The organism is Postechiella marina (assembly GCF_039538365.1).
GTDB lineage: Bacteria > Bacteroidota > Bacteroidia > Flavobacteriales > Flavobacteriaceae > Postechiella > Postechiella marina.
Window position 1 is genome coordinate 488,814 of sequence record NZ_BAABCA010000005.1, and the last position, 14,297, is coordinate 503,110.

16 protein-coding genes are annotated in these 14,297 nt (G+C 30.3%); 3 read left to right on the top strand and 13 right to left on the bottom strand.

Annotated elements, in window-relative coordinates:
• Nucleotides 1-2 precede the first annotated feature (2 nt).
• The 13 genes from ABD715_RS13485 to ABD715_RS13545 form a co-directional block, all read right to left on the bottom strand.
• On the bottom strand, nt 3-1,538 hold the full coding sequence (locus tag ABD715_RS13485; RefSeq protein ID WP_344788803.1) for a sensor histidine kinase: 1,536 nt from the start codon (nt 1,536-1,538) through the stop codon (nt 3-5).
• Nucleotides 1,539-1,654: 116 nt separating this feature from the next.
• Nucleotides 1,655-2,239 carry a dephospho-CoA kinase gene (gene coaE / locus ABD715_RS13490; protein WP_344788804.1) on the bottom strand — a complete coding sequence of 195 codons (585 nt, stop codon included), beginning with the start codon at nt 2,237-2,239 and terminating at the stop codon, nt 1,655-1,657.
• Entirely contained in the window at nt 2,239-3,204 is a 966-nt protein-coding gene (locus tag ABD715_RS13495; protein ID WP_344788805.1) for a CdaR family protein, read from the bottom strand. Before ABD715_RS13495 ends, coaE begins: the two co-directional genes overlap by 1 nt.
• Nucleotides 3,201-4,208 (bottom strand): glycosyltransferase family 2 protein, encoded by a 1,008-nt coding sequence (locus tag ABD715_RS13500; RefSeq protein WP_344788806.1) that lies wholly within the window; start codon nt 4,206-4,208, stop codon nt 3,201-3,203. The genes ABD715_RS13495 and ABD715_RS13500 overlap by 4 nt, the downstream gene beginning before the upstream one ends.
• Before the next feature lie 168 nt (nt 4,209-4,376).
• Nucleotides 4,377-5,198, bottom strand: coding sequence for an enoyl-ACP reductase FabI (locus ABD715_RS13505; protein WP_344788807.1), 822 nt, complete (start codon nt 5,196-5,198; stop codon nt 4,377-4,379).
• A gap of 69 nt (nt 5,199-5,267) precedes the next feature.
• Nucleotides 5,268-5,462: a hypothetical protein gene (locus tag ABD715_RS13510; protein WP_344788808.1), complete on the bottom strand. Its 195-nt coding sequence runs from the start codon at nt 5,460-5,462 to the stop codon at nt 5,268-5,270.
• A gap of 86 nt (nt 5,463-5,548) precedes the next feature.
• A complete protein-coding gene (gene recN, locus ABD715_RS13515; RefSeq protein ID WP_344788809.1) occupies nt 5,549-7,201 on the bottom strand; it encodes a DNA repair protein RecN in 1,653 nt (550 codons plus the stop codon).
• Nucleotides 7,202-7,282: 81 nt separating this feature from the next.
• The gene (gene porD / locus ABD715_RS13520) at nt 7,283-8,173 is read right to left on the bottom strand and encodes a type IX secretion system protein PorD (RefSeq protein WP_344788810.1); all 891 of its coding nucleotides are present in this window, start codon (nt 8,171-8,173) and stop codon (nt 7,283-7,285) included.
• Complete coding sequence (coaBC, locus tag ABD715_RS13525) at nt 8,166-9,377, bottom strand: bifunctional phosphopantothenoylcysteine decarboxylase/phosphopantothenate--cysteine ligase CoaBC (protein WP_344788811.1); 1,212 nt, start codon at nt 9,375-9,377, stop codon at nt 8,166-8,168. The genes porD and coaBC overlap by 8 nt, the downstream gene beginning before the upstream one ends.
• 6 nt (nt 9,378-9,383) lie before the next feature.
• The gene (locus tag ABD715_RS13530; protein WP_344788812.1) at nt 9,384-9,713 is read right to left on the bottom strand and encodes a DNA-directed RNA polymerase subunit omega; all 330 of its coding nucleotides are present in this window, start codon (nt 9,711-9,713) and stop codon (nt 9,384-9,386) included.
• Between the two features lie 11 nt (nt 9,714-9,724).
• Nucleotides 9,725-10,540 carry an outer membrane protein assembly factor BamD gene (locus tag ABD715_RS13535; protein ID WP_344788813.1) on the bottom strand — a complete coding sequence of 272 codons (816 nt, stop codon included), beginning with the start codon at nt 10,538-10,540 and terminating at the stop codon, nt 9,725-9,727.
• Nucleotides 10,541-10,717: 177 nt separating this feature from the next.
• A complete protein-coding gene (gene dapA, locus ABD715_RS13540) occupies nt 10,718-11,596 on the bottom strand; it encodes a 4-hydroxy-tetrahydrodipicolinate synthase (protein WP_344788814.1) in 879 nt (292 codons plus the stop codon).
• Nucleotides 11,586-12,116: a DUF6913 domain-containing protein gene (locus ABD715_RS13545; RefSeq protein WP_344788815.1), complete on the bottom strand. Its 531-nt coding sequence runs from the start codon at nt 12,114-12,116 to the stop codon at nt 11,586-11,588. The genes dapA and ABD715_RS13545 overlap by 11 nt, the downstream gene beginning before the upstream one ends.
• Nucleotides 12,117-12,199: 83 nt before the next feature.
• Between ABD715_RS13545 and ABD715_RS13550 the strand changes: the two genes are divergently transcribed.
• The 3 genes from ABD715_RS13550 (at nt 12,200) to ABD715_RS13560 (ending at nt 14,294) form a co-directional block, all read left to right on the top strand.
• Nucleotides 12,200-12,934, top strand: a complete 735-nt coding sequence (locus ABD715_RS13550) for a 5'-nucleotidase C-terminal domain-containing protein (RefSeq protein ID WP_344788816.1) — start codon at nt 12,200-12,202, stop codon at nt 12,932-12,934.
• A gap of 5 nt (nt 12,935-12,939) precedes the next feature.
• The gene (locus tag ABD715_RS13555; protein WP_344788817.1) at nt 12,940-13,857 is read left to right on the top strand and encodes a bifunctional metallophosphatase/5'-nucleotidase; all 918 of its coding nucleotides are present in this window, start codon (nt 12,940-12,942) and stop codon (nt 13,855-13,857) included.
• Nucleotides 13,858-13,919: 62 nt separating this feature from the next.
• Complete coding sequence (locus ABD715_RS13560; RefSeq protein ID WP_344788818.1) at nt 13,920-14,294, top strand: DoxX family membrane protein; 375 nt, start codon at nt 13,920-13,922, stop codon at nt 14,292-14,294.
• Nucleotides 14,295-14,297 lie beyond the last annotated feature (3 nt).

Consider the following 14,297-nt stretch of genomic DNA (forward strand, 5'->3'; position numbering starts at 1 on the left):
TTTTAAGATATTAGTGGAAGCTTTATTGTAAATGTGCTTCCTTTTTCTTTTTCACTTTCTACTGTTATATAACCGTGGTGGTCGTCTACTATTCGCTTCACGTACGCTAAGCCCAGTCCATGCCCTTTAACGTTGTGTATGTCTCCCGTGTGTTCTCTATAAAATTTTTCAAAAACACGCTTTACAGCAGCTTTACTCATTCCGCTACCATGATCTTTTATTTTTAACAAAATATTGTTTCCTACATTTTCTGTATAAACTTCTATTTTAGGTGCTTCTGGAGAATACTTAATGGCATTATCCAGAATATTAACTATAACATTTGTAAAGTGTGTTTCGTTTGCTAATACAGATGTGTTTTCGGCTTCTAAGAAAACTTTAATATAACCCGCTCTATCTTCTACTATTAATTCTACATGTGTAATAGCATCTTCTACTAGCTCATGAAGCTCTACACGATCTTTACTTATGTTTAGTTCGTTTTTCTCTAATTTAGATATTCTTAATACATTTTCTACTTGCGCATGCATACGCTTGTTTTCTTCTTTTATCATCCCTAAGTAACGAACAACTTTTTCTTTATCGTCAATTATTTTAGGATTTCTTATAGCATCTAGAGCTAAGTTTATTGTTGCAATAGGTGTTTTAAACTCGTGCGTCATGTTATTGATAAAATCTGTTTTTATCTGACTTATTTTACGTTGTTTTACTAACTGATAAAGCGAACTACCATATGCTATAATAATAACTAAAGTAAATACTACAGATAACAATATCATACCCATTACAGAAGATAAAATAAATTTTTTATCTTCTGGAAAATTAACTAAAAGCTTGTAAACGCTTCGGTTATTTTCGTCGTAAAACATAGGTACACTGTGGGTAGAACCATTATCTATTTCGAACCCTTCGCTATGCACTTTTGTTGCCAAATCTTTACTATAAACAGCAAACTCATAGTCTATATCAATGTCGTTTTCTTTTAGCTTTCTGTCTAATAAATCTCTAATTTCTTTTTTAGTAACACGTTTATATATAGGTATTGTTTTGGTATAAGCCTTTAAGTTTCTATTAAAGTAACTTCGCTCTTCACTTTTTAAACGACCACTATTTACAATGTTTAAAATAGGGTTTCTTATAATATCTTTATCTAAAGCATTATTTCCTTTGTAAACTTCTATTTGAGAACTGCCTATAATGTTTTTAATATCAAGACTATCTAAACCAATGTCAAAGAGCGACGAAGACAATTTATAGTCTTCTTCTAAAATTTCACTTTTATAAATAAAAGTTTCTTTTGTATTGTTATTTTGTTGATAAATAAAAAGTTGAGAAACTGCAGCAGAGTCTCCTCTTTTCTCATTATCTAAACTCTGATATTTAGAAAAATATTTATCTGTTTCATTCGTTTGAATAGTATTCGAAACATTACTTAAAGTCTTCTTTACATTAAAGGTAAAGCGCTCTTTTTCATTCTCTACAGCATCATTAATAAAATAGGCCTGCACAAAAATAATTCCAATAAGCGACAGGCTCATCAAAATTATTAATAGGGCGAATACTCTCTTGTTCATTATTCAAATTTAACATTTTAACATTTAGTAGGGTTGCCTTTTAACCTTACATTAACAAAAATGTTAAAATTTGAAAATTATTAAAGTTTATTAAGGATTTGTTGATGAATATGAAGCACTTGTTTCTTAGTCTTTGCCAATACCACATTATCTATAACAAAATGAGAGTTTTTAATTTTTTCTTCATCACTCCATTGGTTATTTATAATAGCTTCTACCTTGTCTTTAGTTGTATTGTCTCTAGATAATACACGCTTTATTCTTATGGCTTTAGGTGCGGTTACGGTTATAACTAAATCGCATTGTTTATTACCTCCGTTTTCAAATAAAATAGCAACTTCTTTAATTACATAGGGTGCATTTTGCTTTAACGCCCATTTTTTAAAGTGAGAAGCTACTTTAGGGTGCACAATGGCATTCATTTTTTGTAAATACGTTTTGTCTTTAAAAATAATACTTGCAATTAATGGCTTATTAAGAGTTTCATTTATATAGGCTTCGCTTCCAAATAACTGTATAAGTTTACGCTTAATTATTTTAGAGCGTAACATGAGTTTTTTTGCTTCTATGTCTGCAATATAAACAGGTATGCCTAATGCTTCAAACTGCTTAGCAACGGTTGTTTTACCGCTACCAATACCTCCTGTAAGTCCTACTATTGTCATTATTTTAAAATTATAAATTCGATACGTTTCTGACTCAATTTAACATGCTTAACGCGCTTTGGAGATTTTTTTATCTGTGGTATTAAAAACGATTGGTTATCCTGTACCATACTATAATCGCACGATACTATAAAATCGTTACTTTTTACACTGTTAAACCTATCTAAACTGGTATAATAAGTAACATTAACCATTCTAGGAAAGTACTTTAAAGACAAACCCTCTGGCACATTTACTAAGGTTACAGGTATTTTTAAAGTGCCCTCTGTAAACTTTTTTACATTTGCAGACAGTAAAACAGATTGATTGGAAAATATTAAATTATTGTTATCTTGAGGCAAGATTAATTTTATTTTTTCTGATATGTTAGTTTTTACATCATTTAAAACAAACTCTTCGGTTTTAATATGCGTTATTTTTGACGCTAAAGCATGAGGCCCAATAACTTCTATAGAGTCTGGAGTTAATTTATAATCATCATCCATATCAAATCCTTGGGTAAATTTGATACTAGAATTAAGCTCTACCGGAACTTTCTTAACTAAATTTACATCGTACTTAAACAATAAGGTATCTGGTTCTATATTTAATAATTTCACCTTGTCTCCAAATTGAGAACTCTCGTACAAATACGCTCTAGATTTACTCCAAATATATTGTCCTTTTTTATTATCGACTTCCTTATTAAAATCTATGGTAATTTTCGGATTAGAAAAATAGTATTTAAGCCATTTAAAACCATGCGTTTTTAAGGTAATTTTTAAGGATGAATTAGAGTCGTTTAATATAATATTTTCTGGAGGAACATTTATTTTATTAATGCCAAAAACCAAAGTATTAGTATACTCTTTTGATAATTTTGTAAAAATTAAAATAGTAAATGCAAATAGTAAAAACATTAAGAAAACATGAATCCTTCTGCTTTTAATCGATTTAGACAATTCTGATTTTAATTTCTTTATCATTTTAGCTTAAAAAATAATTTAGGAAAATGTGTTTTAGGGTCTTTATTAAAAACCTGTATAGCTAACGTAGATTTTAAAAACCCGTAACCATAACCAAAAAACTGTACACCTATGGCTATTATAGATAAACATGCTACTGTAATACTTTTTGTAGATACTAAAGCTAGTAAAAAGGCTGCTAAAAAGTAAAAAATATAGACTATTAAAAATAGTTTTATTTTTAATAAAAATAAAACTATAGCACATAAATAACCTAAACAAAACAAAGTAGGAAACCAATACGTTATCTTTTTTGTTTCTGGGTGCCATGCATTTAAAATAGGCCTAACCATACCAAATTTATTAACTTGCGTATAAAATTTAGACCACGAAATTCTGCGTTTATGGTACACATAAGCTTCTGGTATTAATTTGGTTTTGTAACCTAAATTCCAAAGTCGGATAGATAAATCTGGATCTTCACCAGGGTGAATAGTACCAAACCCTTTAGAGTCTTCAAAAGCTTTTTTAGAAATCCCCATATTAAAGCTTCGTGGCTGAAAAGTATCTACACTTTTTTTATTTCCTCTAATGCCTCCTGTGGTTATTACAGAGGTCATCGAGAAATTTATAGCTTTTTGCAAATCTGAAAACGACTCGTGTGCTGCATCTGGCCCACCATAACAATCCACATAATTGGTTTCTAAACTTTTAATGGTTTCACTTAAATAGTTACTAGGTAAAATACAATCTGAATCTAAAATAATAAAGTAATTCCCCTTAGCATTTTTCATTCCATAATTTCGAGAATCTCCAGGGCCTGTATTTGCTTTAAAATAATATGAAATATTTAATTTATTTTTAAAAGACTCCACCACTTCTTTTGATGTAATAGTAGAGCCATCTTCCACGATTACAACCTCGTAATCGACATTGGTTTTCATGTCTACTAAGCTTTGTAAAAGTTCTTGTGTTTCGTCTGGACGATTGTATACTGGTATAACAAATGAAAACTGTAATTGCATATCACAAATGTAATTAATCCTATTACAATAATTAGCAAACTTGCTGTGGCTTTTAAACCAATTTTTATTTTTAATCTATACTATAAAACAACTATAAAGACTAAAATAATATAAAATGCAAAAGCCACTTTTTTACAAGTGGCTTTTGTGTTATTATGTAATAAAATGTTATTCGTCTTCTCCTACAAAAGTACTCATTACAGCATCACTAACCCCCATGTTACTAAAACCACCATCGTGAAATAGGTTTTGTAAAGTAACGCGCTTTGTTAAATCGCTAAATAAAGATACCGTATAGTTTGCACAGTCTAAAGCTGTTGCATTACCAAGAGGCGACATTTTTTCTGCGTAGGCTATAAAACCATCAAAGCCTTTTACTCCACTACCTGCGGTTGTAGGTGTTGGAGATTGAGAAATGGTATTAACACGTACGTTTTTATCGCGTCCAAAGAAATACCCAAAACTACGAGCAATACTCTCTAAATATGCTTTATTATCGGCCATATCGTTGTAGTCTGGAAATACACGTTGTGCAGCCATATAAGTTAAGGCAACAATACTTCCCCACTCGTTCATAGCATCTGCTTTATAAAGTGTTTGCATAACTTTATGAAAAGACATTGCAGAAACATCTGTTCCTTTTTGTGTCCATGCATAATTTTGATCTGTATAATGCTTACCTTTTCTAACATTAATAGACATTCCTATAGAATGTAAAACGAAATCGATTTTACCACCAAGAATTTCCATAGATTGCTCTACAAGCTTTTTTAAATCTTCTTCTGATGTAGCATCAGCAGGAATAATTTGAGATCCTGTTTTTTCTGCAAGCTCGTTAATTTGTCCCATTCTCATGGCAACAGGTGCATTTGTTAAAACAAATGTTCCGCCTTCTTCGTGAACTCTTTCTGCTGTTTTCCAAGCTATTGAGTTTTCATCTAAGGCTCCAAAAATGATACCTTTTTTTCCTTTTAATAAATTATACGACATATCTTATCTTTTATTATTTTAATATGGCTTATTCCTACCATTAAAGCTGGCAAAGTTATGAAAACTTTTCTATTCTATTAGTAAATCGGTAGTAGTAATAATTACTCCTTTTATATTAACCCAATTCCCAGTTTTAAAAGTAATTACTCCTAATTTAGCATGATAATATTTTTCTCCTTCTTGTGCATTAGTTGGAGGAAAAACATAACGTGGAATGCATTCGCCATTAACCATAACACAATCTATATCCTTCAGACTCACCATTAATAAGCGACAAACACAACAAAAGATATATTAAAAAATGTTTTTTTAGCATACATAACACAAATGTAAAAAGCACTAATATACAACTAATTAAGCAACTCTTTTGCATGTGCAATAGCAGATGATGACATTTCTATACCGCCTAACATTTGTGCTATTTCTACCACACGATCGTCATGATTTAATTTAACCAAATTAGTAGTAGTAACCTCATCTACATCTTCTTTATAAACTTTATAGTGAGAATGCCCTTTTGCTGCAATTTGTGGTAAATGTGTAATCGAAAATACCTGCATGGTTTTACTCATTTGCAACATGATATCTCCCATTTTATTCGATATTTCTCCAGACACTCCTGTATCTATCTCATCAAACATAATAGTTGGTAACTGGATATATTTAGATAAAATAGACTTAATAGCCAACATAATTCTAGATAGTTCTCCTCCAGATGCTGCTTTTTTTAATTCGTTAAACTGTCCGCCTTTATTGGCCGAAAACAAAAATGACAATTCATCTTTTCCGTTTAGTAAAAAGTTTTTACCATAAGATGCCTTTATTTTAAACTGAGCATTAGGCATACCTAAACTAGATAACAAAACATTTAATTGTTTAGATAACTCTGGAATTGCTGTTTCTCGCTTATCGTGTATTGTTTTAGATATAGTATTAAGAATTTTAACCTTCGCAGCAATTTCATGCTTTTTATCTTTAATAGACTCGTCAAGGTTTTCTGTAACAGAAACTTTTTCTTCTAACTTGTTTTTAATATCTATAAGCTCTTCTACATTGGCAGCCACGTGCTTTTGCTTTAAAGTATGAAGTATTTGCAACTTGGCATTTACAACCTCCAAACGGTTAGGGTCTGCCTCTAAATCGCCTTGTAACACATCTATTTCGCTAAAAACATCATCTAACTCTATAAAACTACTGTTTACTCTATTATATAGATCTAAATATTTAGCTGATACACTCGATAATTTTTGAAGGCACATTTTTAAATTATTAGTCGTAGCTAAAACCCCTATTTGCTCGTCATTTAATAGTTGATACGCCTCAGAAAGCCCATCTTTAATACCTTCAATATTATTTAAGGTTTCGTATTCTTCTTCTAAACTTTCTTGTTCTCCTGCTTTTAAATTAGCATCAACCAATTCTTTTAATAAAAATGAATTGTAATCGTATTCTTTAACAGCTTCAGCTTTTAAACTAATTAAACCTTGAAGTTCTTTATTTAAAGCTTTATAAGTTTTAAACTCTATTTTATAAGCTTCTAAATCTTTTTGATTTTTAGCTAAAGCATCAATAACCAGAAACTGAAAATCGTTACTCGTAATTTCTAAAGTTTGATGTTGAGAATGAATATCGATTAATTTAGCGCCTAAAATTTGTAAACTAGATAGTTTTACTGGCGAATCGTTTATAAAAGCTCTCGATTTACCTGAAGGAAGAATTTCTCGTCTTATTATAGTTTGCTCTTCGTAATCTAAATCTTCCGATTTAAACAAGCCTTTTAATTTATAATTAGATACATTAAAAACAGCTTCTATAATACATTTTGTCGATGTATCTTTTAAGCTACTTAAATCTGCGCGTTTACCTAAAATTAGAGATAAACCACCTAAAAGAATAGATTTTCCAGCTCCTGTTTCTCCTGTAATTATAGAAAATCCGTTATTAAAATCTACTTGTAAAGTATCTATTAACGCGTAGTTTTTTATGGTTAGTGAGGTTAACATGTGTAAGTTTTAAGTGTTAAAAATTTAATTAACGATTTTGCAACTTAAGCATCTATTATGTAAAACTTAGTATGTTTTACTTTAGAATTTAATATTTCTCCATTTTGCAGAATGCATAGGCGCAACTTTCTGCAACGTTTCTTTTACGCTAGCAATATTTACATTGGGTCCGCCAGAGAATAATTGTTCTATCTCATCGGCTTTAGCATCAAAAAAAGTTCTTAATAAAAAAGAGTTTGGCCTTCTACTATTCATAGCCTGAAACAATTTTAAAGTAGAAGCTATATTACTTTTTCCTTCTTTAACATTATTAGACATTACATCTAAGCCTTCTCTATGATAACTATAAACAACACTTCTAAATTCTTTAAAGGTTGGCGACAAAATGTTATCTACAAGAGTAAATCTGCTTTGTAAACCGTCTTCTAGTTTCCAACCTCTAAAGTTACCTTGTTGCGAGTAATTTGTAATGGCTTGTGCTTGTTTATAATACTCTAAACCTCCTTCTTTAGAAAAAGAATCGGCATCTAAACCTAAGATCATATAAACATGAAAAGCTAGAACAGATATTAAATTAGACTCGTATTGATCTTTATTAAAAACCAAATTTTGAAACTCTAAATAATTAAAAGAGAAATCTTTGTCGTTAAAATTATAAATAGGTGTACTATACGACGAACCAAAAACAGGACGCGAAGATTGTATTTGAATTGTACCTTGAAACGATTCGCCACTGTAATTAACAATGGTAATGGTCATATTGCAATCTATTTCTTCTTGTGGCGAAAACGTTTTGTTTGTCCATTTTGTATTATTAACAAACTCTGTTAATTGTTTTTCTAAAGTTTTAAATATTTGCTGGTTTTCGCTTCCTGTTTGACGGGCATTTACAACCACGCTACAATTTAGCTCTTGTGTAAAACCACAAAAACTACTAAAGCATAATATGAAAATTATTAAGTAGTTACGCATCAATTTTCTTTACAATTTCGTTTAATAAATCTAAAGCCACTTCGGTTTTAGATTTTAGCTCAAACTCGGTTATATTATCTTTATTATCAATAAAAGTAACTTTATTAGTATCTGTTTTAAAACCTGCTCCTTTATCGTTTAACGAATTTAAAACAATTAAATTTAAATTCTTTCTTTTTAATTTTCCTTTTGCATTTTCTAATTCGTTATTAGTTTCTAATGCAAAACCAACTAAAAACTGATGCTTTTTAGCAGCTCCTAAAGATGCTAAAATATCTTTTGTTTTAGTTAACTCTAAAGTTAACGTTTTATCTTTCTTTTTTATTTTCTGAGAAGCAACTTCTTTAGGCGTAAAATCTGCCACTGCTGCAGATAGTATTGCAACATCTGTCGTATTATAATACTCGTGCACAGCATCGTACATATTTTGCGCGCTAACTACAGGAATAACTTTTATTAAACTATGATTTACTTTTTGATGTGTTGGTCCAGAAACTAAAACAACGTTGGCACCTAAATTGGCTGCTGCTTTGGCTATTTCAAAACCCATTTTACCGCTGGAATGATTACCAATAAAACGAACAGGATCTATAGCCTCGTAAGTTGGCCCTGCAGTAATTAAAACTTTTTTACCGCGTAGCGGAAGCTTATTTAAAATATCTTTTTCTATAAAAGATACAATATCCTTAGGTTCTGCCATTCTGCCCTCGCCTACCAAACCACTTGCTAACTCACCACTAGCAGCAGGAATCATAACGTTTCCAAAGGCTTTTAATTTTTCGAAAGAGTTTATGGTTGATGCGTGCTTGTACATATCTAAATCCATCGCTGGTGCAAAATACACAGGACATTTAGCAGATAAATATGTTGCTAATAATATATTGTCGCAAACACCATTTGCCATTTTAGACATGGTATTGGCAGTTGCAGGAGCAATAACAAAATAGTCTGCCCAAAGGCCTAAATCGACATGGTTATTCCAAATGGCATTATCATCATCTTCATTTGTAAAAGATGAATGCACTGCATTTTTTGATAGTGTAGATAAGGTTAAAGGCGTAATAAAGTCTTTTGCAGATGGCGTCATTACTACTTTTACATGTGCGCCTGCTTTAATAAATAGCCTAACCAATGAAGCTGTTTTATAAGCGGCAATACCACCCGTAATACCTAACAGTATGTTTTTGCCGCTTATTATGCTCATATATAATTATTCCTGAGTACCAGCCTCAGTATTTCTAAAATAAACTTTATCTGTTAACCATTCTTGTACTGCTAATGCGTGAGGTTTAGGCAACTTTTCGTAAAATTTAGAAACCTCGATTTGCTCTTTGTTTTCAAAAATTTCTTCAAGACTATCGTTGTAAGTAGCAAACTCTTCTAACTTATCAATTAATTCTTTTTTAATTTCTGTGTTTATTTGATCTGCACGTCTTGCTATAATAGAAATAGACTCGTAGATGTTTTCTGTTGGCTCATCTATTTGGTTTCTATCGTAAGTAATCGTGTTAACCGGAGCATTGGTTTTTTTTAAATCCATGATAATTTATATTAACTTTTGGTACTGTAAACTTTTAATTCTTCGTCTAACTCTGAAGCCATTTTATCGGCATCTTCAACATATTTAGAAGTAGCATAGCTTTTTCTAAATGCATCATAATATTCTTTTGCTTGTTCTAAACGCGCTTTCTTTTTATATTCTACACTATTCATCGCTTGCTGATAAGCTGCATCAAACTTATAAAAAAAGGCATCTTCTCTTAAAGAAGAACCTGGAAATTCGAATATAAAATTATCAAACGATTTTATAGCTGCATTAAAATCTTTACTATACTGTGGCGCTATATCTCTATATTGCTTAGCTATAGCAAATGCCTTTTGCTGTAATTTAAAATCTAACTCGTTAACTATTTTGTTTGCTTCAGAAACATATTCAGAATTTGGGTATATGTTAATAAATTCTTGCATTTTCTCTATAGCATCTCTAGTTTCTTTTTGGTCTTTAGTATAAACAGGAGATAACATATAGTAACTCTTAGCACTTAAAAAAGCTGCTTCTTCTTTCTTTTCACTTTTTGGGTAACTAGAAACAAAGCGTTCAAATTGATAACCTGCTACATAATAGTCTTTCATTTTAAAAAAAGAACTAGAATATAGATACATTAACTTTTCGGCTTGTGGTTTGCCTTTATAGTTTGGTACTATTTGCGCAAAAAGCTTATTGGCTTTATCGTACTTACCTGCTTGATACAGTGAATCTCCAGCTTTAAATTTATCTGCAATACTTTCAGATTTTAGTAGCTTTTGGTAATCGCTACAAGAACTAAAAACTGCAGCTAGTATTAATATGTAAAAAAGGTTTTTCATAAATTTCAAACAGAATGCAAAATTAGGTTAATAATATGGATATTAAAAATATTTTTTAGGTGCTAAAATAAATGTTGAAACATAGTATTAATAAGGTTTAAGTAATATTTAACTTTTTAGTAATTAAAAGGTTTAAACCTTAGATTTTTATTAGGTTTATCTAAATCTTTTTTAAATCTAAAAGTTTTTAACAAAACTATTTATTTTTTCTTTTAATTCTGCCGATGCTGGTACAACTGGTAATCTTACCGTATCTGTACAAAGGTTTAAGGCTTGAAAAACTGCTTTAATACCTGCTGGGTTATTTTCTTCAAAAATATAATCGATAACATCCATCATTTTGTAATGAATATTAAAAGCTTCTTTGGCTTCGCCTTTTATACCTAAACGAATCATATTAGAAAAAGCATCTGGAAAAGCTTGCCCAATTACAGATATAACACCAGATCCGCCAGCTAAAGCAACTGGTAAAGCTAAATCGTCATCGCCAGAAATAATTAAAAAATCGTTTGGTTTATTTTTAATTAGTTGTAAATATTGAGACATGCTGTTACCTGCTTCTTTTACAGCTACTATATTTTTAAAATCGTTAGCTAACCTTAAAGTAGTGTTAACTTCCATGTTTTTTGCAGTACGTCCTGGTACATTGTAAAGTATTATGTCTACAGGGCTAGCTTGAGATATTGCTTTAAAATGCTGATACATGCCCTCTTGTGTTGGCTTACTATAATAGGGAGAAACAGATAAAATAGCGTCTATATTAGATAAATCTGTCGATTTAATTTCTTCTATAACTAGTGCTGTATTGTTTCCTCCTATTCCTAACACTAAAGGTACGCGACCATTATTTGCTTTTACAATAGTTGCAACTACAGCTTTCTTTTCTTCTTTTGTAATAGTTACACTTTCTCCTGTTGTACCACAAATTACAAGGTATTCTACACCATGGTCTATATTGTAATTTACAATGTTGGTTAAAGCATCATAATCTACACTTAAATCTTGGTTAAATGGTGTAACTAAAGCAACTCCAGTTCCTAGAAACTTACTGTTCATTTTTAATCTTATTTAATATAGTTAAGTATTTAAAAACTTCATTTTCAAATACATCAAATTCATTTATACCCGTTTTAATTATTAAATCGTTTAAACGCGCATCGGTTTGTAAAATTCCAATTTTAAATTGAGCATGAGATAAAACTGTCATCATTTTCAATTCTACCTTTTCTTCAGTATAAAAACTTATTAAAGCATCAAATTTTTTATTTAAAAAAGATTGCAATTCTACGTGCTTAATATTCCCTTTCCATCCAAAATCTTTTGGAGTAAAGCAGGTTTCCCAAGCTTTAAAATCTTCTTTTTCATTATTCGAAAACGCTATGATTTTCAATCCATTAGACCTCAAATTGAGACGATTCGCTAAATTTAGAAAAACTTCAAAATTGTCGAATTCATCAACGTTTACAATAACTCCAAGACTTTCAACTTTTCTGTTATCAACATTAACTTCACGCTTAGATAACATTTTGTTTAAATACTTTTTATTAGATTTTTCTTTAAAACCCTTTAAAATCATTTACTTTTATACTTTGCACAAAGGTAGCAAAAGTACACTCAAAAAATCAGTTAATAATAATGAGGTTTACATATTTATTTTTTTTGTTAAATATTTTATTTTTTACAAGTTGTAAAAAAGACAAATTAACACTTACCAAAGTTGTTGGTAAACAAATTGAAATTACAGATAGTTTAATGCAAAATGAAGACATCGAAAATTTTGTTAAGCCCTTTAGAGATCACATTCAAAATGATTTAGATAGCGTTTTAGCTTATTCTAAAAACACTTACTCTAAAGCAGAAGGCGAGTACAACACAGCTGTAGGGAATTTTATGGCAGATGCCATATACAAACAAGCTAATATTATATTTAATAAGAGAACTAGCAAAAACATAGACATGGTTTTACTAAACTATGGTGGCATTAGGTCTATTATACCCAAAGGAAATATTACAAAGAAAACTGCTTTTAATATTATGCCTTTTGAAAACAGCATTGTTGTTGTAGCATTAAAAGGCACACAAGTAAAATTACTTATAGAATATTTAAGTAAAGATAAGACAGCACACCCTATTTCTAAACTTAAGTTAAAATTAAATAAAGACTATAGCATAAATAGCGCGACAATAAATGGCGAAAACATTGATGCTTTAAAAACATATTACGTAGCTACTAACGATTATTTATATAACGGAGGAGATAGCATGACTTTTTTTAAACCTAACGACAGCCTTTACGAGTTAAATTATAAAATTAGAAATGCACTAATAGATAATTTTAAAACTGTAGATACCATTAAACCTGTTATTGATGACAGATTTACACAAATTAAATAATTTTTATGAAACGTAGAGATTTTATACAACAAGCTGCAACAGGAACAGCATTAATAACTCTTGGAAGCTACGGACTACAATCTTTTAGCAATACCATAAATACCTCTAAAATAACTATTCTGCATACCAACGATGTACATAGCCACATAGACACTTTTGGCAAAGACGAAGGTAGAAACTCGAATAAAGGAGGTGTGGCAAGACGTGCTACCTTAATAGAATCTATTAGAAAAGACAATCCAAATACATTATTATTGGATGCCGGAGATATTTTTCAAGGCACCCCATATTTTAATTATTATGGAGGCGAATTAGAATTTAAGCTAATGAGCAAATTAAAATATGATGCTGCTACTATTGGTAATCACGATTTTGATAATGGTATTGATGGGTTATATGCACAATTACCACATGCTGAGTTCGATTTTATTACTGCCAATTACGATTTCTCTAACACTGTAATGAACACCCACACTAAACCCTATAAGGTGTTTAAAAAAGGAGGTCTAAAAATTGGTGTTTTTGGTATTGGTATTAAACTTAATGGATTGGTTGACAAAAAAATGTACAAAGAAACCAAGTATTTAGATCCTGTAGAAATATCTCAAGATATGACACGCATACTTAAAGAAAACGAAAATTGCGATTTAATAATATGCTTATCGCATTTGGGCTACAACTACTCTAAAAATCCAGATAAAATATCTGATATAAAACTAGCACAAACAACAAAAGATATCGACTTAATAATTGGAGGACATACCCATACATTTTTACCTAAACCTACTGTTATAAAAAATGCTGAAGGCAATAATGTTTTGGTTAATCAAGTAGGTTGTTACGGTATTAATTTAGGAAAAATAGACTTTTATTTTGATGCTGATAAAAATAAATCTGCAAACGGAACTTCTATTGTTGTATAAATAAAGAAAAAGGGATAGTTATTTCATTTTAATTCGTCTAAAACTCCATAAGATAAATTAAAATGAAAAAACATATTCCTTTAATATTAAGAATTATTGTTGCTGTAATACTTATACAAACCTTACGTTTTAAATTTTTAGCACATCCAGATAGCGTTTATATTTTTAATAAAGTAGGCTTAGAACCTTACGGAAGAATAACTATTGGCGTATTAGAATTAATTACAGGCATTTTATTACTAATACCAAAAACCGTTTGGCTTGGTGCCTCTCTAACAATTTGTATTATTGGTGGTGCTATTTTTATGCATTTAACACAATTAGGAATAGTAGTAAATAATGATGGAGGTATACTTTTTGCAACAGCGGTAATAACATTTTTACTTGCTAGCTACCTACTGTTTTTACACAAAAAAGACATTCCTTTTTTAAGCTAATTT

What these genes read in the sequence shown, in the direction of transcription:
- ABD715_RS13485 (WP_344788803.1), bottom strand. Translation starts at nt 1,538, where the DNA reads ATGAGCCTGTCGCTTATTGGAATTATTTTTGTGCAGGCCTATTTTATT.
- coaE (WP_344788804.1), bottom strand. Translation starts at nt 2,239, where the DNA reads ATGACAATAGTAGGACTTACAGGAGGTATTGGTAGCGGTAAAACAACC.
- ABD715_RS13495 (WP_344788805.1), bottom strand. Translation starts at nt 3,204, where the DNA reads ATGATAAAGAAATTAAAATCAGAATTGTCTAAATCGATTAAAAGCAGA.
- ABD715_RS13500 (WP_344788806.1), bottom strand. Translation starts at nt 4,208, where the DNA reads ATGCAATTACAGTTTTCATTTGTTATACCAGTATACAATCGTCCAGAC.
- ABD715_RS13505 (WP_344788807.1), bottom strand. Translation starts at nt 5,198, where the DNA reads ATGTCGTATAATTTATTAAAAGGAAAAAAAGGTATCATTTTTGGAGCC.
- ABD715_RS13510 (WP_344788808.1), bottom strand. Translation starts at nt 5,462, where the DNA reads ATGGTGAGTCTGAAGGATATAGATTGTGTTATGGTTAATGGCGAATGC.
- recN (WP_344788809.1), bottom strand. Translation starts at nt 7,201, where the DNA reads ATGTTAACCTCACTAACCATAAAAAACTACGCGTTAATAGATACTTTA.
- porD (WP_344788810.1), bottom strand. Translation starts at nt 8,173, where the DNA reads ATGCGTAACTACTTAATAATTTTCATATTATGCTTTAGTAGTTTTTGT.
- coaBC (WP_344788811.1), bottom strand. Translation starts at nt 9,377, where the DNA reads ATGAGCATAATAAGCGGCAAAAACATACTGTTAGGTATTACGGGTGGT.
- ABD715_RS13530 (WP_344788812.1), bottom strand. Translation starts at nt 9,713, where the DNA reads ATGGATTTAAAAAAAACCAATGCTCCGGTTAACACGATTACTTACGAT.
- ABD715_RS13535 (WP_344788813.1), bottom strand. Translation starts at nt 10,540, where the DNA reads ATGAAAAACCTTTTTTACATATTAATACTAGCTGCAGTTTTTAGTTCT.
- dapA (WP_344788814.1), bottom strand. Translation starts at nt 11,596, where the DNA reads ATGAACAGTAAGTTTCTAGGAACTGGAGTTGCTTTAGTTACACCATTT.
- ABD715_RS13545 (WP_344788815.1), bottom strand. Translation starts at nt 12,116, where the DNA reads ATGATTTTAAAGGGTTTTAAAGAAAAATCTAATAAAAAGTATTTAAAC.
- ABD715_RS13555 (WP_344788817.1), top strand. Translation starts at nt 12,940, where the DNA reads ATGAAACGTAGAGATTTTATACAACAAGCTGCAACAGGAACAGCATTA.
- ABD715_RS13560 (WP_344788818.1), top strand. Translation starts at nt 13,920, where the DNA reads ATGAAAAAACATATTCCTTTAATATTAAGAATTATTGTTGCTGTAATA.